We start from the raw sequence: 18,828 nt of genomic DNA on the forward strand, positions 1-18,828 counted from the left end.
CCCGGAATCAGTGGTTGTGTGGGTCAAAGCCGCCTTTGGCAATTTCAGAGGCCACAAAAAACGCGCCCCGCGAAACGATCCGTTGGCCCGCAGTCAGGCCGAAAATTTCACGGAGTCCGCCAATTGAGCGACCCAGTTCCACTTCCACAGGCTCATACTCCGCTTCAGCCTCTTCCACATAAACCGTCCAGTCGCCATCGGCGCCTCGCATCAACGCACTCTCCGGCACCGCAAGCACCGGCTCCGTGGTTTTAAAAAGGAAATACACATCTGCAAACATTCCGGGATGGAAACGATCTTCAGGATTGTCCAGCTCCAACCGAACAATCCGCGTGCGGGTCACAGCGTCAATGGTATGAGCTTCCTGGGATACCGTTGCCACAGCTACACGACCTGCGACTCTTACTTCCGCTTCTGCCCCTTGCTTAAGGACAATGTCGGAGTTTGCTGGCAGGTGAGCCTCTACCCAAAGTTCGCTTTCATTAGCCAAAGTCACCAGCGGTTGGCCTGCCTCAACTCTTTGTCCTTGCTCAAACTCATCGGTCAGCACTGCGCCATCCACGCGAGCCCTGAGCGTGTATTCACCGAGACTACCTACGCCGCTGGCCTTCAACGCACCAATGTCATCATCGTTTAGCCCATAAGCAAGCAGAGTCGCCCTCGCCCCTTCAATATTGGCTTTCGCGGTATTGAACCGTTGATCACCGACCACGGAACGACCCAGCCCGCTGATTCGCTCCCATTCAGGAAAAGCTTTCCTGTAATCAGCCTGCGCTTGTGCCACCGTCTCACTGAACAGGGTTACCAGTTGCTGACCTTTGGTTACGTGCTCACCCAACTCCACGTGACGTCTCAACACCACCGAGGCAACCCGGGGGGACACGTGATAGCTGGTATAGCCGTTGGTCAGCAGCTCACCGGGAGCGTAGATTTCATAGTCAACGCGCTTGCTCTCGAGGGTTGCTACCTCAATGCCGGCGAGCTCTTTCTGTTTGGCATTGATGCTTGCGGTAGCTGCTTCTTCATGACCACCATCGCTCTCCTCTTCGTGGCCATGACCTTCTTCCTCTTCATGCTCACGTTCTTCAGCATGCCCGCCCTCATACTCATCCTCTTCACCGGTGCCTTCTCGATGATTGTCGCCACCGGCGGCATGATCATGGCCCGCCTCGTTATGAGCATCTTCCTCTGCCTGCACCAATGAAGGGGGAGCTATAAACAGCGTCAAAACAAATACTGAAATCAGAGTTTTTTTCATGATGAATATCCAGTTTCCAGAATATTATTGGAAGGGGGTGGTCAGTTCGCCAGACTGGCTCAATAGCTCAATCAGGCCCAGCTGCGCCAGCTTTTCCAGTTCAATACCGGTTTTCAGGCTCTCCGCGCGCTGGCCCAGCGCCTGGAGATACTCAGAGGTGGAGAGGTCGCCGACCTGCCACTGCTTCTCAAGCAAATCGGCACTTCGCTGTACACGCCCCTGGGATAGTTCTTTCCATCGACGGAGTTGCTTGTCGTATCGCTTCCAGGAAGCGCGAGCGCCTGCCAGGTCGTATTGTTGTTTCCGGTAGAGCGCCTGAAACCGCGCTTCGGCCTCCAGAGCCCGTCGATTCGCAGCCCGGATTTCAGCGCTGTAGTTATTACGGACGTTCAGAGGGATCGAGAATGTCAGGCCAACCACGTTCTCGCCGCCGTCACGCCCTCCGCTCAGCCCTACTGTCGGCGATGCTGTGGCTTTGCGTCTGGCAACCTCTGCCTCACTTTTCAGCACCTGCCACTCGGCTCGAGCGGCTGCAATTGACGGGTGTGCCAGCAGATCAGCCTCACCAATCTGGGACTCCAGCGCTGACCATATATACTCAGGGATTCCCCCATCCTGAAACCTCCAGTCCGGCAGACGTTCTCTAACCTGAGTTTCTGCCCGATCAACTGCGGCCTTTGCCTGGGCGACTTCGCTCAACTGACGGGATAGATTTAAAAACAGAAGCTCTGCGTCGGCACGCCCCAGATCACCTGCCTGCTGGCGCTGTTCAACCTGGTCCAGCAAGGCATCCAGGCGCTGCTGTTGGGATTCAGCAATTTCCTCAAACAGCGTAGTAGCGCGCCACTCGACAAGCGCAAACAATGATTCAGACGTTTGTGTCAGAACTGCTTCGCTCAAGCCAGCTTGCGCAGAAAGCCTGATCAGCTTTGCCTTCTCCTTTAATACGCCCTGTTGATCAGACCAATCGATCGTTTGTGACAGTCCTGCCTCAAAGTTATTCTCACTGCCCGTTCTGTCTGCTCCCACGGACAATTCCGGGTTATACAGCGGTTGTTCGCTTGCCTCAGCGTCCTCTTTCCGCGCTGCCGCCTGCTCTGTCGCTGCCAGTACCTCCGGGTGCTTGCTTATCTGGCCATTGAGCCAATTCGCCCAATTAACAGTCTCCGCTTGACCTAACAGAGGAATGGATAATAGTACTGAACACAGCAACGCCCGAGGCGAGTGCTTGCTTGCCTTCATCGTCTTTCTCCCGAAGCGATTAATAGCCAAAAATCATAGGTGTAAGGCGCCTATGACGAGGTAGGAAAAGATCGAGATAATAAGTGCAAACTTTGAAATGAGCTTGAATTCGGAAAAACAGTTCAGATATGAGTCGCTAAAAACTCTTTGTAACGCTTCTCAATGAGGCTAAGAACGGCAGCTCGCGACCAATCGCCGCGATGCCACCGTCTCATTCCAGGAAGGGGCTAGATTGAAGTGGGTTGGAGTGCGCTTTCGTCGGTCGCACCGTCTTCAATACGAACGGCCTGGACCAGGCGGGATACAAGTACCTTGCCATCCCCCGGGTGCCCATCCCGGGTCCTGCTCGTTCGCACAATGATGTCCACAACTTCATCGGCAACAGCATCGGTCGCTACATCTACTTCCAGCTTGACCATCTGCACTTTCTCCAGAGGCGATTCATCGCCAACCAGATGACCAAATTCGTTGAGAGACACGACAGCAATGCTTGCCACCCCCTTAACTTTGGCCAGAGCATCAACCACATGCTCTGCCATCACTTCTCTGACATACGCTTTTATTTCATACATAAACCGCCTCCTGACTATCAGACTTCAACGTCACGACGTTCGGATGCAAACCACTGATACACGCTGGGCAACACTACCAACGTCAGCAGCGTTGACGTGATCAGACCGCCAACCACAACCGTTGCCAGTGGCCGTTGGACATTAGAGCCAATGCCATCTGCCAGCAGCAGGGGAATCAGCCCCAGAATAGCCACAGAGGCTGTCATCAGAACCGGCCGCAAACGGCGTTGAGCGCCCAGCTTGACTGCTTCAATGACTTCGTAGCCTTCGTCCCGCAACTGATTGATGTAGCTCACCATTACCACACCGTTCAGTACGGCTACGCCAAACACCGCAATGAACCCCACAGCAGCGGGCACGGAGAGGTAAAGCCCCGTCACAAACAACGCGACAATGCCACCAGTAACCGCAAAGGGCACATTCATGAAGATCAGCGCCGCATAGCGAAGACTACTGAATGCAGAAAAGAGAAGCAGGAAAATAAGCGCCAGAGTAATGGGCACAACGATCGCTAGCCGCGCCATGGCCCTTTCCTGGTTCTCAAACTGACCGCCGAACTCCACGAAATACCCCGGCGGCATATCCACTTGCTCCTCGATCCGCTTGCGCAAATCCTGAACAACACCACCCATATCGCGACCACGCACGTTCATCTGCACGTACTGACGGCGACTGGCATTGGAGCGTGAAATTTTCTTGGGGCCTGCGTACATTTCAACATCGGCCACCCGTGAAAGCGGGATAAGCTCGCCACTGTTGCCCCTGAGGGGAAGCTTTCTGATTTCATCGATGGACCCGCGATAGGACTCTTGCAGCCGGGCGAAAATCTCAAATCGACGGACACCGTCGAAGACCAGCCCGGCGCCTTTACCACCTATACCGGTTTCAACCGTACTCATCAGGTTATCGACGCTGATGCCGAACTGCGCCAGCACTTCACGGTCGGGGCGAATAACGATCTGTTTTTTACCCGCACTCTGCTGAGCGCGGACGTCCGTTGCACCCGGCACCTCTTGCGCCAGTGCCGCCACTTCTCTGCCGATCCGGCCCAACTCGTCCAGGTCGTCGCCGAAAATGCTGGCAACCAGTTGCGCCTGAACGCCTGACAGGAGTTCGTCGGTTCTGAGCTGAATCGGTTGGGACAGATTGTTGGCAAGCCCGGGAACCCGCTCATCCAAAGCATCCGCAATCCTGCTTTGGAGATCCTCGTAGCTCACGTCCTCTCGCCACTGATCCAGGGGCTTCAGATTGACAAGCGTCGCAACAACGTTCACAGGTTCAGGATCACCACCGACCTCGGCACGACCGATCCTGGCATAGGTGCCGGTGACCTCTGGAAATTCGTCTACAACGGACTGAATCCTTTTGCCATATTTGATGGCGGATTCAAGACTGGCTCCAGGAGGCAATGTCGATCGAATCTGGAACGTGCCTTCCCTGAGCGTGGGCACAAATTCGCTCCCGAGATAGGGAAACAGCAGAAGACTGCCGGCAAAAGCAATGACGGCAACGCCCATCACAATCTTAGGGGCTTTGACGACAGTATTCACTACCGGCTTGTATAGCCGGTTCAGGAACAGAACCAGCTTCGGCTCTTTGTGACGCCCGCCCATCTTGAATGACAGGGAGGCCAGAACAGGCACCAACGTCAATGCGAGTAACAGCGCACCGATCAACGCAAAGCTGATGGTGTAGGCCATGGGCGAAAACAGCTTGCCCTCAACGCCCTGTAGCGTAAACAACGGAAGAAAAACGATGATAATAATGCCAATCGCAAACACGATCGGACGGGCCACTTCCCGGGCTGACTCACCTACAAGCCTCAGAACGCTGATCTTTTCATCGGATCGCTCCTCAAGGTGTCGGAAGATGTTCTCTATCATCACGACAGCGCCGTCCACCATCATGCCGATGCCGATAGCCAGCCCCCCCAGACTCATCAGGTTGGCCGACAGGCCCGACATGCGCATAGCAATGAACGCAAAGAGTACAGACAACGGCAACGTCGCCACCACGATCAGTGTGGAACGAATATTTCCTAGGAACAGATAGAGAAAAACCAGCACCAGAACCGAGCCTTCAAGCAGCGCTTTCTCGACAGTGCCTATAGCCTTGCCCACCAAGTCTGCCTGAGAGTAATACGCTTCTATTTTCAGCCCTTCGGGAAGTGACTTGTTCAGATCATCGATTTTTGCGTTGACATCCTCTAGAACCTTACTGGTGTTGGTGCCAATCAATTTCATCACGTAGCCGCCCACGGACTCCTCACCTGAGGACACCTCTGCGCCACGGCGAATTGCCGGTCCAAGGCCTACCTCCGCCACATCCTTGACGTAAATAGGAGATTCTCCCTCACTCTTGGACACAATGATGTTCCGGATATCTTTGATGCCTGCGGTACCGGAGTTGACCCAGCCGTAACCACGGACAATGTACTCTTCACCTCCTCGAGTAATGAATGAGGCGCCGACGTTACGATTATTCTGGGTGAGGGCACCGCGAACATCGGACACCGTCAGGTTCCTTGCCTGAAGCTTCTGCGCATCGATATTGACCTGGTACTGCTTTACCTCGCCACCGATAGAAAGCACACCGGTTACGCCCGGCACGGTCCTGAGCTGGGGTTTGACAATCCAGTCCTGAATCGTGCGAATTTCCTGCAGGCTGTATTGATCTTTATCCTCAGCTTCCAGGGAATACATCAGGATGCGCCCAAGACCGCTTGCGATGGGCCCGAGTTCGGGTTCCCCCATCCCTTCGGGAATCTGTCGCTTGGCCTCGGATAGCCGTTCGTTAACTAGCCGCCTGGCGAAGTAGATATCGGTGCCATCTTCGAAATAGATGGTCACCCGCGAAAGTCCGAAAATCGACGTGCTCTGCACTTTTTCTAACTTGGGAATACCATACATGCTGATCTCAACGGGATAGGAAATCAGCGTTTCGATATCAACCGGCGACAATCCAGGACTGGTAGTGAATACCTGAACCATGGTCGGTGTCGCGTCCGGAAACGCATCCACCGGCAGTTTTTGAAATGAAAATACGCCGGCAACGATCACGGCGATAGCAAAGACAAGCGTCATCAGACGATTGTTCAGCGCATAATTCACAATTGCGTTGATCATGCTCCCCCCGAGTATTAGTGTCCGTGAGCGGCGCTGCGGCCACTGGCGGTAATGGCCGACATCAGATCAAAAGCGCCCACTGAAACCACTTCCGTGTTTGCGCTGATGCCGGACTTAATCTCTATCCAGTCGTTAGCCTCCTTACCAAGAGTGACTGGAACCGCCTTGTAGGCTCCCCCTTCATTACCCGGAACAAATACAACGGACTCGTCATCGATGGTTTGCACGGCATCGTGTGGAACTAGGGGCAGTGATGCCGCCGATTGAGTCATGACTCTCGCTTTGGCATAGGTATTTGGACGAAGGTCGCCGTTGGGGGATTCGAGTACAACGCGAACCGGAATGGTGCGGGTTTCCTCGTCAAGCTCATTTGAGATCCAGGACACTTCCCCGGTGTGAAAGCGGTCTGCAACCGACTTTGAGAAGACCTGAACTTCATCTCCGACGGATACCCTGCCAATGTCAGTTTCGGCAACTTGCAACATCACCCACACCACAGAGGTATCAGCTACGGTAAAAGGCGTATCTGAAGAGCTTAAGGTTTGGCCCAACCGGGCATCCATGCGCTCAATGCGCCCCTGGATAGGAGAACGGAGCGCGTACTGTGCGAGACTGCTATCTGCGCCTGACGAATCACAGCCAAAAACCGCCAGTTGCTCACGAATCGAATCGTACTCCGCTGTAATCTCAAGATAAGCGGCCTTGGCGTCCAAGAACTCTTCTTCGCTGGTGAAGCTTTCACTCCGCAATTGCTTTTCTCGCTGATACTCCGCAGTCGCGGCTTCTTTCCGAGCTTTCAACGAGTTCAGGCGGGAACGAATGCGGGCCAACTCAACGCTGTTCAACGCGGCCAACAACTGGCCTTTTTCAACCTGTTCCCCCAGATCAACAGCCAGTCTCGTAAGCTTTCCCTGCAATAGCGGCCCTACCTCAGCGACGCGATCCGGAACATAGTGAACTTCAGCTGGCGCAGTGACGATATTGTCAGCACGGCCTCGGGGCACCGTTACAGTCTGCACGGAGAGCAACTCCCTCTGCTCTGGAGTCAGATGAACTTCGCGGGCCTCACTGCCTTCAGCCGAGTGCCCAGCCTCACCCTTTTGGTGCTGCCCTCCTTCGGCTTCTTCGGCGCCGTACGCCAGTGGCTGATAGACCAGAAAACTGATCGCGACAAACAATATCTGCAGATTTCGAATCATCTAAACACCTTCGATAAAAGAGAACGTTCAACCATTAATTTTCTTGTCATCAGGAACCGGATGACATTGAAAGGGCACCGCCGGTGCTTACTTCCAACGCCCGGACGGCGTCGATATAGTCGTGTTGCACTTGGACGTATTCCTTCCTCACCGACAAAAGATTGTCCTGAGCGGACAGGACATCGGAAGCATCGACTTTTCCCGCTTGAAGAGCTTTCTGCATAAGTTGCAGCGTTTCCTCCGAACGCTCGAGAATCGACTCGTTCATCTGGCGCAATCTGCGTACGGCGGATTCGTACTGAGCTACAGCAGATACGACCTGGCGTTCAGTCGCCAAACGCAGCGCCTCGGCCTCAAGCTCGGAGATTTTCAACTGAGCCGAGGCCTTCCTTTTTTCACCGGAATAATCATGAAACACAGTCAGAGGCATCGACACACCCGCACCAAAAAGGTTGGATCTTTCCTCCCGTTCGTAGAACCCGAACACTTTCAGGTTCGGAATACTTAGACTCTTGGCCAGTTCCAGACCGGACTCATTTGCAGCAATTCTGGCTGCTGCCGCCTTCAGATCCCCTCTCTGGCGCTGAGCCATCGCGACAAGCCGATTAGTTGGTGGCAAGTTGGCACGAGCTACATTGAGCTCTCCCGCGACCCCTACCGCATCGGAGGGGGACACCCCAAGAACTTCCGTCAGGTCAATTTTTGACTGCCTAAGCTTCTGCGCCGCTTCGGCCTTTTGGTTCTTAGCTCTTGCCAAGCCAATGACGGCGGTATTGAGCTCAATCCGGGTCTGTTTGCCCCGCTCAACGGACACCTCGACCAGCTCTTTGGTTCGGTGCATCAGCTCAACGGTGCGGGTTGCCGTTTCCAGCTCTTTCTGTGCAAGCAGTATTTTGAAGTAGGCTGACCGCACTCGGGCCTTGGTCGCCACCTTCAGGTATTCAAGTTCCTGCTGTTGAGAAGTGAGAGTGCTCTGAGCACGCGACTGACCGAGATCGCCCCGATTGCCCATCCAGACTTCCTGAGTAACCCGAACCTCGTAATTCAGTGACTGATCCGCCTGATCTGGATTGTCGCGGCCACTCATCTCAAGCTCCGGGTTGCTGGGCGCCCAGCGGCTGGCATGATCGAGCTCAGCTTCCTGCATGGACACCGCAGCCCGCCTCAAAGCCAATATCGGGCTATTCTCAAATGCCATTACCATTGCCTCATTTAAAGAGACAGCCTGCCTGGCCTTGGCTTGCTGGTACTCCTTGAGTGAAACGCTCTCCCCGGCGGTGGCCGCCGCCGAAGGCATGACGTTCAAGACTCCGGGTACTATCAGCACCCACAACAACAGTCGTTTGTTCATTCAATATCATCCTGGCTATTTGACTGAGATACATGAATCAGCGTTTTCGCCGTAAATGCCAGGACGACCCTACAGACAGACCTTTAAATCAGTCTGAATTCGGCGCCATCAAACCTAAACTCGTACGGAGTTCAACGAAACTATGGCGGGGTATACGCCAAAAAGAGGTGAAAGAAAGAGACAAAAGAGGAGGGCATCGTCCAGCGCATCGGAGGGAGCGCAGATAAAAAACGACGGGCCTATTTCAGCCCGTCGTTGGGTCCAATTATGTGAAGCAACACTATGAACGATTAAAAATCGAACTGCGCAGCCAGTTGCAGGCGAGTGTTATCAGCAGATTCTCCATTGGCCAACTCTTTGTCTGCGAAGGAAAGCTCCAATCCCAGCGTTACCGGGTCAGCAACTTTGTAGAAGTTGCTGAAGTGAACGCTTTGCAGGGTTTCAAAGGAGTTCGGGAACAGATCTGCTGGCTGATCGCCCTCTACGCGCCCATAGGACAGACCAGAGGAGAACTTCGGCGTCCACTGCTGACTGATAGCAACGTTGGCACCGTATGCCTCAATGGTTTCAAGATCGCCGTTGGCGTCGATGTATGCTTCACCAATACCAGTGCGGCTAGCGCTGCTGTCATTATTGCTGAAGGAACTGTAGATGTAACGACCCACGCCGTCACCAAAGATCGCCCCTGCCATGACCGTGGTGGCGTCGGTCAGGTTTAGCCGACCAGCGATCAAAACGCCATAACCAAAGGCGTTATCGTCGCCCGTAGCAGCTGCAGAGTCAGTCTGAAGCGAACGTGCCAGACCGGCAACTTCAATGCCACCAGCACTGCCGGCCCACTTGTACTTGGCAGTCAGATCCGGCGCATTATCGCGGGAGCCGTCAAAACCCGTTGTTTCCGGATTCTCAGCAGAAACGGAAAAATTAGCACCGCCGCCAAGAGGCATGGTGTAGCGCAACTGTGCCTGACGAATAAAAGAAACACCTACTGGACCGTCGAAATCAACCGTGGACGGATAGGCGGTAAATTGCATGAAGTTACTCCAGGTTTGACCGGCGAGCAGGCCGTTCAGCTCACCATAGGCGTGACGAAGACGCAGCCCTCTGGAGTTGGAGAAAATTTCATTACCGCCACCACCGTAGAAGTCACCTTCAACGGTCGTTTTGACATCACCCACTTCTGTTGGCGTGGTTGTCTTAATGCGAACCCGTGATTGTCGAGCATGGGCTCGAAATGAAGGGTCGCTATCGCTATTAGCAGTATCAAGGCCTGCTACGAACAGGCTGTCACCCATGTCCTGATCAAAATCATAGATCATGTCCAGCTTGACATAGCCACCGATTGTTACAGTGGTGTTGGTGCCAGGCACCATCCAACCTTCCGACCCCTTACTTTCCGACATGTCATCCAATTGGCGCTGCAAATCATTAATCTGTGTCTGAAGTTCAGTTGCAGATTGCGCATGAACAGACGGGGCCAGCAGACCCGTAACCGCAAGCGCTAGTGTTGCTCTCATCGCTAACCTGAGTTTATTAGTTTGCATTGTAAATCAGTCTCCATGAGCTTTCGTTGTATGTCATCTGACCGGTATTTGGCCCTGAACAAACAGACAGCTAATGCGCTTCAGTTGTCGGCCACTACCGGTAAGTTGTTCATTGATCTCGCACTTTCCGCCAGAACAACGACTCGCCATTGATAGCAGATGAACTTGAAACGAAATTGAAAAAAAGCCCCCTTAATACCTTTGTATTAACGCCCCATCGCAACCGCTCTTCTAACTGAGCCCTTTTCATCATCTAATTTTATTTTTTCAAGCTGAGTTAAAGTTCATCTGTTTCCATCGGGATGCAGACCATTCAACTTAAAGGTGACTCTATGAGAAAACATCTCTTGCTCACATCTCTCGCATTAACCTTGACGGCAGGAAGTCTCCATGCCTCTGAGGCTAATAACGGTAGGCTGGCACAAAACATGCTCTCCGAAAGCGGCATTCAGGACATGAAGAGGCAGCATAGAGTAATGACACAGGCAGCCGCATCTGAAGTGGGCATGGAGGCTCGCCGGAAATTGATGCTATCGAATAAGGACGATATCTATCACGAGATGATCAAATCGGGAGGTATCAATCTCTCTGAATTGGACCAGTTTTCAAAAGATCAGTTTAGTCATTAGAACAAGTTTCGCACTAAGCGCCTGTGGATTTAAGAAGAAAATTCTTCCGATAAATGACGTTTCAAAACCAGTTGCATCGTGAATGGTCTCCACCATTCCGTCTTGCCGCACTACTTTTGTAGTGCGGCTTTTTTAGGCCTAGATTTAGTCGATAACAAATTCTAACCACCTGCTTGGCAGACAACATGCCCAGAAAACAACAACGCCCTTCAATAAAACGGAAACTGCTTACTTTCCTGACACTAACGGGTTTCGCGTGTACCGGGCTAATATTCTTCTCACACACCCTTTTAATCGACTATATCCATGACGAGCTTCACAGGCAGCAGCTAGAGGCTGCAGCTAACCGACTCTCAAAGATGTTAACAAATGATAAAGAAGAAATTACAAAATCCTCTCTCAGAAATTTTTCATTGTCTCAATATTCTGTTCACATCGAAGACAGTCAAGGTCGGAGTTTTACAAGCGAGAACATTAAACCGAAATTACAGGTGGTAGAATCGTTCAAAAAGCCTGGAATTTTTCACATATCGGATGATGATCGCTCAATCCTTGGCTACTACAAAATATTTAATAACAGACAAGATAAACTAAGCGTTACTATAATTGAAAAAAGCTCCTACTCACCAAACACGCTTGACAAAATTCACGTTCTTATATGGATAATATCTTTTGCAATTCTCGTTACGATATCAATGATCATATTTATTGGGGTAACTATCGCACTAAAACCCTTAAAAATGATGAGTTCCCAATTAACGTCGCTTAAAAAGGGTGAGCGTAATAGACTGGATGAGAACGTACCTGAAGAATTCAATGAACTTGTCAAACATCTTAATCGTCTATTAGAGTCGTACGACAAAAAACTTACCCGTTCACGCCACCTAGCCGCAGATATTTCTCATAGCTTAAAAACCCCCCTTGCCGTCATAAACTCCATGATCAATGACGAAGCCATTCCCACCACAATCGTGAGTCAAATTAAGTCTCAACTGTCTGAAATGCACGAGCTGATCGACACTCAAATGAGAAAAACCGAAATGTCCGGTCAGTACATTGGAAAGGCGACACCGATCATTGAGAGAACTCTGGCACTGGTGGACGTAGTCAGTCGAATCTATCCTTACAAACAGATCCATCTTCAAGAAACATTACCCAGAGAGCTTGTCTGGCCAATTGATGAGCGTGATTTTAATGAGATCTTGGGTAATGTGCTTGATAACGCAAGCAAATGGTGCTCTCAGGAAGTTCATCTACACTTGAAACTTCACGATGACACTTTGACCATTCTTGTTGAAGATGACGGCCCCGGAGTAGCGTCACACCAACTCGCCGATCTTACCAAGCGCCAGAAAAGACTGGACGAAAAAACCCCTGGCTATGGCCTTGGCCTATCAATCGTTGAGGAAATCATCAATGACTACGGTGGCGCCATGCATTTTTCTATATCACCCAAAGGTGGTCTTCGGGTTCTAATCGAGCTTCCCAGAAGCATTTGACGACTACAAGGGCAACTTATCCAGCTTTCGTCAGCGACCAGTAGGCATAGCAGCCCGATACACCAACGTCTCAACGTCAAAACTGTCACTTTGAACTGAGTTTTCATCCGGCGACATAAAGAATAACTCTGTATTGCCTGATACGGGGGACACCGGAGCCGACGTTAGAAGACTTGTTGACTGAGTTTTGGGAGATTTCCCGGATCTCAGCGTCAACCAATCAACTCGAGTATCATAAACACCTATCATATCTTCGGCTGCACTGGATTCCTGTGGAATCCCGATATTAACTGCGTCCCCACCGGAGCGTACGAGCAGGTTCGGCAAAAATAGTGTTTGCCTCGGACTAAACACCAACTCAGGCGACACGTCGTAAGTCATACTCGTGCCTGACACCCGTTTTCCAATCTCATAGTCCAGATGTGGGCCCTCAGTGCCAGCAGGGAAAAATGAAACCTTCCCTTGGGAGACGGTCACCATATTCAAAGGTCCCGGTTTGTTCTGAACAACGGCACCGATTACCCGAAACACCGGCGTGTATCGGCTTAACTTTTCATGATCGGCCTTATCAAGGTCAGGCCCGTTCGGTGAGATTAATATCTCATAAACCTCTGAACCAAACCCCTGCTCTGAGTAGAAAGACTGCCCGAGAATAGTTTCCCGGCGACCGTTAGCATCCAAATCCTGCAATCCCAAAATTAAGGGAATGAAACCGATGGCTTCGGCCTCCCCCTCGGCCAACTGGATCAAAGAACTTGAAACGCGACGGCCATTCCACTGATTTAAAATGAGGTAATATGAGTTCTCTGAAACGTACCAGTCCATTCGGATAACTTTCTCCCGACGGGGCACCTCAATGGACGCCAGGCTCTGAACAGCCCCGCTGGAATCAACAAGGAAAAAGCTGAGTTTGTTTCCATGCTCCGCCGCAAAATAGTAATCGCTGCCAGAACGAAACGCGGACAACGACTTTGCGTTGATGGGCAGTCTGGCAAATGGAGACGCTAAAACCTCCTCCTCAACTGAACCTACCCGACGTTCTTCAGCATCGGTCTGTACGATGCCGACCAACCAGGTGTTATTGTAGGTCGCAACGGCTTGACCTCTCCCGGTAACTTGAAAGCGCACCAATGGCACATCGTTTGACGCCTCTGGCTCGTCCCGCCACAAAAGATCAGGAAATCGGGCTTTCAACGCCGGCGTTACCGCCCTGGGGTCGCCGGCTCTGTCAGTAAACACTGCCGGGATACCGTAAAAGCGTTTCGATACAGCGCCAACGGAGGGCATCGTTCCAAACAGCACTTTCCCTACCGCCTGATCCTTTCCGATACTCTCGATACCGATGACTGCAAGGTTTTTCTCCGGGATGCCTGCATGATCAGGCTCCCGCAACACAACAAATAAATCACCTACCTCAACAGTGGCATCGTCGACTGTGAGGGAAAGCACTTTTTGATCACGATCTACCTGAGTGACCTTTGCCTTTGCTGGATGCTCACGCTCAACCGCCTGTACCGCACCAGCTAGTAGTAGCATCAGGAACACAAATACTGCAGAACGAGTCATCATAGGAAAAAGTCACTTAATGCGGATTCATTTCGTATAACAAAAGCGGGGTGGCGCTCCCACCACCCCGTTCTTGTTAGAACTTGTACCTTACCCGACCGGCAACATGAACAATGTCCTGATCGCTTTTGCCGTCCTGTAAGGCAGTTTCCTCCAGCGCATCCATGGCATCGCCTGATGCCAGGTATGCAGCTTCTGCCGACAGCTCAAGCGAAGGGTATGGGAAGTACGAGACCTTGGAGCCAAATTCCAGTCCGAGATCTTTTGAGGACGATCCATCGGCAAGTGCAATGTCCTCAGCCAAGCGGTTGTAGACAATCATTCCGCTGACCGTAATATTGGCCGCTACTTTATGATCGAGCTGTAGCTTGTTCATGAAATACCCTTTGTCGAGGATATAGGGCGTTTCGGCGAAGTAGTCATCGCTCGTCATGTTTTCCTGAAAAATCATACTGTCGCTGAAGTCGACATCCGTGGCGATGAAGGCGTCGAAGTCCCCGTCTTGCTCATTGCCATCGCCCGATGCGTAGAGCACGGTGTACGTCAGTTGGTTTGGTCCAAATTGCAGCCCGAGCTCGCCGCGTCCCAGAAAGGTCGAAAGGTCATAGTTCGTATTGGGATTCGTAGCACCATTCAATGGGACGAAATTTACACCTTCTATTGTTCCGCTTTGGCCAATCACCGTACCCTTCACGAACATGCGGCCTAGCGACGTCTCTTGACCATAATCCATCTCCACCCCAAAGCTGGAAACGGAATATTTGGAGTTATCAGCGATACTCTTCAGTTCATACTCCCTGCTATTTACCGTACCTACTCCCTCAGCAATTTGATCATTCATCTGATAGAGATAGAATAGGCCCGCGCTCAGGTTCGGTGAGTAACGCTTGTTCAGGTTGATCGCGAAGTTGTCCGCGCCATCCCAGCCTTCGTCCTGTTCTGAGTCGACGCCGCTCTCATTGGAAGAGTCACCTCGCCCCCATAACAACTGATAGTCAAATCCAGAGCCCAGTGAGCCTTTCCAAACAGCGGCTGTGGCGGTTTCAGTCCAGACATGTCGGTTCACTGACACTGGCTGCAAGCCCAGCGATACGCGCTGGTCTAGCGTGTTGGGCACCAAGAAATCCACATAAGCCCACCGTGTTTCGATGTTCACACCATCACCGGAATAGTCGCCACCCGACCCCTCACCGTAGCGGATGCCACCAATCTCCGTCGCGAATACACCGGTAACTTTCTTGTCGTCAGAAGTTGCCTTCGCCCAGAAGCGATATTTGACCTCGCCGAAGCTCTCGGTCGGCTCGTCATCTTTCAGCGTACCGCCACCTGAGTTACCACCAGAAAACCAGTCTCTTTGATTGGTGTAAGCCTGAAAGCGGTTATCCATATCACCGTGGAATTCAATCTCCGCTGCCGTCGCGGCCCAACTTCCCGACAGTGTTGTCATCCCTGCAATCGCAGTGGCCAGAATGTTGCGTTTCAATGTAATCCCCTCCAGTTTCTTTCTTGATTGTTTGTGATATCCGATTCGTACGGATCGTGGCGTAAATCTTAAAACCAGCTAGAACAACGGACTAAAGGTCAAAAAAAAGGCGGGAATGAAGCATTCCCGCCATTAAATAACCTTAGTTAACTCACAAGTAGGCTCTCACACGAACCTTAAATGAACTTGAAATCCGGAAAAGATTTCAGATACGTCGGTCTCCCTGTATTCAGCGATCACGCTCGACCCTACATGGAAAACTTATGCTCGAAGCCCACACCAAATGTGGAGTCCTCAGAGTCAGCCAAGTCCGCCTCCACCTGAGACACGTAAGCATAAACCTTACTCTTGCTAGCCAGTTTATAATCGAGCCCCAAGGCCACCAGGGTTAGCTCCTCGTTTGTTGTCTCGGCTTCTGTCAGTCCGTACTGCGCCTTGATCTTCCAACGCTCAAGGTTAACGGCACCGCCAACCAGATAAGACGTATCTTCTCCAGGGCCATCGCTTTCTTCTGCCAACTGGTAAACTGCGCCGATCTCGAAGTTGCTTAATCGGACCTTCCCTACGGTTCGCAGGATATTGAGACGACTATCGCCACTTGAATCGGCTTCCAGTGAATCTTCAATCTCAGAATCGTAGGCAATACTTCCGTAGAAATGGTCATTCTCAAACGTAAAAGAGCTGGAAACTGCATCCGCAGGTCCGTCGTTCTCTGCCCCAGCTGACTGCTCTTCACCCGGGATGACGGCAACACTAACGCCCACAGCATCAAACAGACGTGGAGAACTGTATTGAACAATGTTGCTGGTCCGATTTTCACCAGCCATGATATTTTTTATATCCGCCTGTAGGTCGTTGAACTGGTCAACCTTGCCCTGCGCTGACTTTAAAGGTGTGTCAAATTTTCCCGCAATCAGTGCACCGAGGTTCGCCTGCTTGAAGCCACCGTAAATATTACGCTGCGAGAAAGTCTGGCCATCCTTATCTCCATCATCAATCGATATTTCAAATTCTGCCTTGTAGATCGCCTCCAAGCCTTCGAGGTCGGTATTGAGCGCCCCTTTTACCCCCAGACGGGACGCATTACTCTGGAGCTTCCAGGTATCGCTATTACCGTCGTCCTGGTTTTCATACGAAACATTGGCTTTGCCGTACAGGATAGGACCTTCCGCCGCTAGTGCATTCATTGAAGTTACTGCAACCCCACCAAACACCAACATTGATAGACACTTTTTCATGGACACCTCTTCAGATTAGATAGATTCAAAATGACACTTGAAGTCTTTCAAATGCTGAGTAGATGGTGCTTTGCACTTATTGCAGAGTTGTTACATTTTTAAATTTTTTCTTTGTATTTCAACAATCTAAAACAAAAACCTTTTATTATACCCTTTGACACTGAATTGAACTTGAATATAAGCGGCTGTCTTCGTACATCGCGTCGTGGGCACGGAAGCGCTTTCCGTCTGACGCCAGGTCATTCACTAAATTCTTCTGTTCGCTCCCTGTGGTGGCCCCCGCTAAACCGGACACCACCTTGTTAATTTGATGCCAGCTCTGCCCGGTATTCCCCGGGCGATCTAATTGTTCCGCCCGTTCACGCCCTTTTTCCAGCGACCGGCCTGCCAAGACAATGTTGCCGTCGATCCGTTGCCCCAAGAGCGTTGCAATAGCCGCCCCTGCAGCTCCGTAGCTACCAAGGATAAGTACGCTCTTGTTGCTCTGTCTCATCGTTGCTCAAGCTCCTTTTGATGTACTCCAGTTCAACCCGTTAGTTACTACAGGGTTGAACCGCAAGTCGTCGAATCGCCGTGGGTTCACCAGTGTCGTCAAAAACTAACAACTTAACGTTGACCCTGTAGTGACTACAGGGTTTTAAATAACGGAACTTGTGTGAGAACCGGAGCCGCGAAAATGAGCAAACCCTGCGATGGACAGTGCGGCAGCGAAGATTCTGTCGTAAACAATGAGCTTCAGAGACCCGTCACCGCCGAAACAGACAGCCAGCTCAGCACCTACAGCGTGCCAAAAATGGATTGCCCCTCAGAAGAGCGAATGATTCGAATGGCGCTCACGGGTTTTGACAACATTCAGTCACTCTCATTCGACCTATCGAATCGAAAGCTGGAAATTATCCATCAAGGCGAAGTCGAACCTATTACCAGCAAACTGGAAACCCTGGATCTGGGCGCTTCCTTGCAGAAGACAGAAGACGCCAGCCCTGAGTCCGTCAGGGCGGCTGAATCGTCTCATGCCAACGAGACTGAGGAATCCGGCACTTTATGGATACTGCTGGCAATCAACGGCCTGATGTTTCTGGTCGAGATGACGATGGGCCTGATCGCGCAGTCTGCTGGCCTAATTGCAGACTCGCTAGACATGCTTGCCGACGCTGCCGTCTACGGTCTTGCTCTTTACGCCGTTGGGCACGGCATCAAAATGCAGGTCAGAGCTGCGCATGTGGCTGGCATTCTCCAGCTTATCCTTGCCGTCGGTGTACTGGTTGAGGTTGGCAGGCGTTTTCTGTTCGGCAGTGATCCCCAGTCGTCAATGATGATGACCATCGCCTCTCTTGCTCTCGTTGCCAACATCAGCTGCCTTCTTCTGATCGCAAAACACCGTGAAGGCGGTGCTCACATGAAAGCCAGCTGGATCTTTTCGGCCAATGATGTGGTTATCAATCTGGGAGTTATCCTTGCGGGGCTTCTTGTTGCCTGGACCGGATCAAACTATCCGGATCTGGTTATTGGCGGCGTTGTGGGAGGCATTGTATTCATTGGTGCCAAGCGCATCCTTGCACTAAAAGGATAATTCGATGTCTGAACACCGTGCTAGTTTTTCTACGTTTATCTTTCTCGGCTTTTCCACACTGGTAGCGCTGGCCGACCAGCTTATTAAATGGCTCGTCCAGCAATCCATGGCTTACGGGCAATCGGTTGAGATCACTCCTTTCTTTAATTGGGTGCACGTATGGAATAAAGGCGCTGCCTTTAGTCTCTTCGCCGATGGCGGGGGCTGGCAGCGATATTTTTTTATTGCGATAGCCGTTGTCGTCTCGGCTGTTCTGGTCAAATTGATTCGGGACAGCCATAAGCGAACAGAAGCCCTGGCCTATGCGATGGTACTTGGCGGTGCATTCGGAAATGTCATCGACCGAGTTTTCCGAGGCTACGTTGTCGATTACCTGGATTTTCATTGGCAATCCTGGCACTGGCCGGCGTTCAATCTTGCCGACGTCTTCATAGTCCTGGGCGTGATCATGATTTCGGCCACTAGCTTTAGAACCCAAAAAAGTCCCGACGAACAAGTGGAAGACTCGCGCTCAAAAATGGGCAACTACGGAAGGGAGTAGGAGGAGGA

15 protein-coding genes are annotated in these 18,828 nt (G+C 51.6%); 4 read left to right on the plus strand and 11 right to left on the minus strand.

Annotated features, from left to right (window positions below; translation table 11 throughout):
• Positions 1 to 7: 7 nt before the first annotated feature.
• From JJO78_RS04655 to JJO78_RS04685, 7 genes are all read right to left on the minus strand, one after another.
• Positions 8 to 1,258 carry an efflux RND transporter periplasmic adaptor subunit gene (locus JJO78_RS04655; protein WP_273622969.1) on the minus strand — a complete coding sequence of 417 codons (1,251 nt, stop codon included), beginning with the start codon at positions 1,256 to 1,258 and terminating at the stop codon, positions 8 to 10.
• 24 nt (positions 1,259 to 1,282) lie between these two features.
• Positions 1,283 to 2,500 carry a TolC family protein gene (locus JJO78_RS04660; RefSeq protein WP_085681218.1) on the minus strand — a complete coding sequence of 406 codons (1,218 nt, stop codon included), beginning with the start codon at positions 2,498 to 2,500 and terminating at the stop codon, positions 1,283 to 1,285.
• Between the two features lie 227 nt (positions 2,501 to 2,727).
• Positions 2,728 to 3,072 (minus strand): P-II family nitrogen regulator, encoded by a 345-nt coding sequence (locus tag JJO78_RS04665; RefSeq protein ID WP_007151691.1) that lies wholly within the window; start codon positions 3,070 to 3,072, stop codon positions 2,728 to 2,730.
• Positions 3,073 to 3,089: 17 nt separating this feature from the next.
• Positions 3,090 to 6,197: an efflux RND transporter permease subunit gene (locus JJO78_RS04670; RefSeq protein WP_085681220.1), complete on the minus strand. Its 3,108-nt coding sequence runs from the start codon at positions 6,195 to 6,197 to the stop codon at positions 3,090 to 3,092.
• A gap of 14 nt (positions 6,198 to 6,211) precedes the next feature.
• Positions 6,212 to 7,396 carry an efflux RND transporter periplasmic adaptor subunit gene (locus tag JJO78_RS04675; protein WP_273622977.1) on the minus strand — a complete coding sequence of 395 codons (1,185 nt, stop codon included), beginning with the start codon at positions 7,394 to 7,396 and terminating at the stop codon, positions 6,212 to 6,214.
• 49 nt (positions 7,397 to 7,445) lie between these two features.
• Positions 7,446 to 8,747, minus strand: a complete 1,302-nt coding sequence (locus JJO78_RS04680; RefSeq protein ID WP_085681224.1) for a TolC family protein — start codon at positions 8,745 to 8,747, stop codon at positions 7,446 to 7,448.
• Positions 8,748 to 9,037: 290 nt separating this feature from the next.
• A complete protein-coding gene (locus tag JJO78_RS04685; protein ID WP_273622979.1) occupies positions 9,038 to 10,291 on the minus strand; it encodes a DcaP family trimeric outer membrane transporter in 1,254 nt (417 codons plus the stop codon).
• 332 nt (positions 10,292 to 10,623) lie between these two features.
• Here JJO78_RS04685 and JJO78_RS04690 point away from each other — a divergent pair, with 332 nt between their 5' ends.
• Complete coding sequence (locus JJO78_RS04690; RefSeq protein ID WP_085681226.1) at positions 10,624 to 10,920, plus strand: hypothetical protein; 297 nt, start codon at positions 10,624 to 10,626, stop codon at positions 10,918 to 10,920.
• A 185-nt stretch (positions 10,921 to 11,105) separates the two neighbouring features.
• Positions 11,106 to 12,419, plus strand: a complete 1,314-nt coding sequence (locus JJO78_RS04695; RefSeq protein ID WP_273622981.1) for an ATP-binding protein — start codon at positions 11,106 to 11,108, stop codon at positions 12,417 to 12,419.
• Between the two features lie 30 nt (positions 12,420 to 12,449).
• On the opposite strand, the gene JJO78_RS04700 is transcribed toward JJO78_RS04695, so the two are convergent.
• The 4 genes from JJO78_RS04700 to JJO78_RS04715 all read right to left on the minus strand — a co-directional run bounded on the left by JJO78_RS04700 (position 12,450) and on the right by JJO78_RS04715 (position 17,199).
• On the minus strand, positions 12,450 to 13,988 hold the full coding sequence (locus tag JJO78_RS04700; protein ID WP_273622982.1) for a hypothetical protein: 1,539 nt from the start codon (positions 13,986 to 13,988) through the stop codon (positions 12,450 to 12,452).
• 73 nt (positions 13,989 to 14,061) lie between these two features.
• The gene (locus tag JJO78_RS04705) at positions 14,062 to 15,468 is read right to left on the minus strand and encodes a hypothetical protein (RefSeq protein WP_085681232.1); all 1,407 of its coding nucleotides are present in this window, start codon (positions 15,466 to 15,468) and stop codon (positions 14,062 to 14,064) included.
• Positions 15,469 to 15,716: 248 nt separating this feature from the next.
• On the minus strand, positions 15,717 to 16,706 hold the full coding sequence (locus JJO78_RS04710; protein ID WP_273622983.1) for a porin: 990 nt from the start codon (positions 16,704 to 16,706) through the stop codon (positions 15,717 to 15,719).
• Positions 16,707 to 16,851: 145 nt separating this feature from the next.
• A complete protein-coding gene (locus JJO78_RS04715; protein ID WP_273622984.1) occupies positions 16,852 to 17,199 on the minus strand; it encodes a hypothetical protein in 348 nt (115 codons plus the stop codon).
• 183 nt (positions 17,200 to 17,382) lie between these two features.
• Between JJO78_RS04715 and JJO78_RS04720 the strand changes: the two genes are divergently transcribed.
• Together JJO78_RS04720 and lspA are read left to right on the plus strand one after the other, a co-directional pair.
• Positions 17,383 to 18,279: a cation transporter gene (locus tag JJO78_RS04720; RefSeq protein WP_273622985.1), complete on the plus strand. Its 897-nt coding sequence runs from the start codon at positions 17,383 to 17,385 to the stop codon at positions 18,277 to 18,279.
• A 4-nt stretch (positions 18,280 to 18,283) separates the two neighbouring features.
• Positions 18,284 to 18,820 carry a signal peptidase II gene (gene lspA / locus JJO78_RS04725; RefSeq protein WP_273622986.1) on the plus strand — a complete coding sequence of 179 codons (537 nt, stop codon included), beginning with the start codon at positions 18,284 to 18,286 and terminating at the stop codon, positions 18,818 to 18,820.
• Positions 18,821 to 18,828 lie beyond the last annotated feature (8 nt).

Origin of the sequence: Marinobacter sp. DS40M6 (assembly GCF_028581595.1) — a bacterium.
GTDB classification, from domain to species: domain Bacteria; phylum Pseudomonadota; class Gammaproteobacteria; order Pseudomonadales; family Oleiphilaceae; genus Marinobacter; species Marinobacter salarius.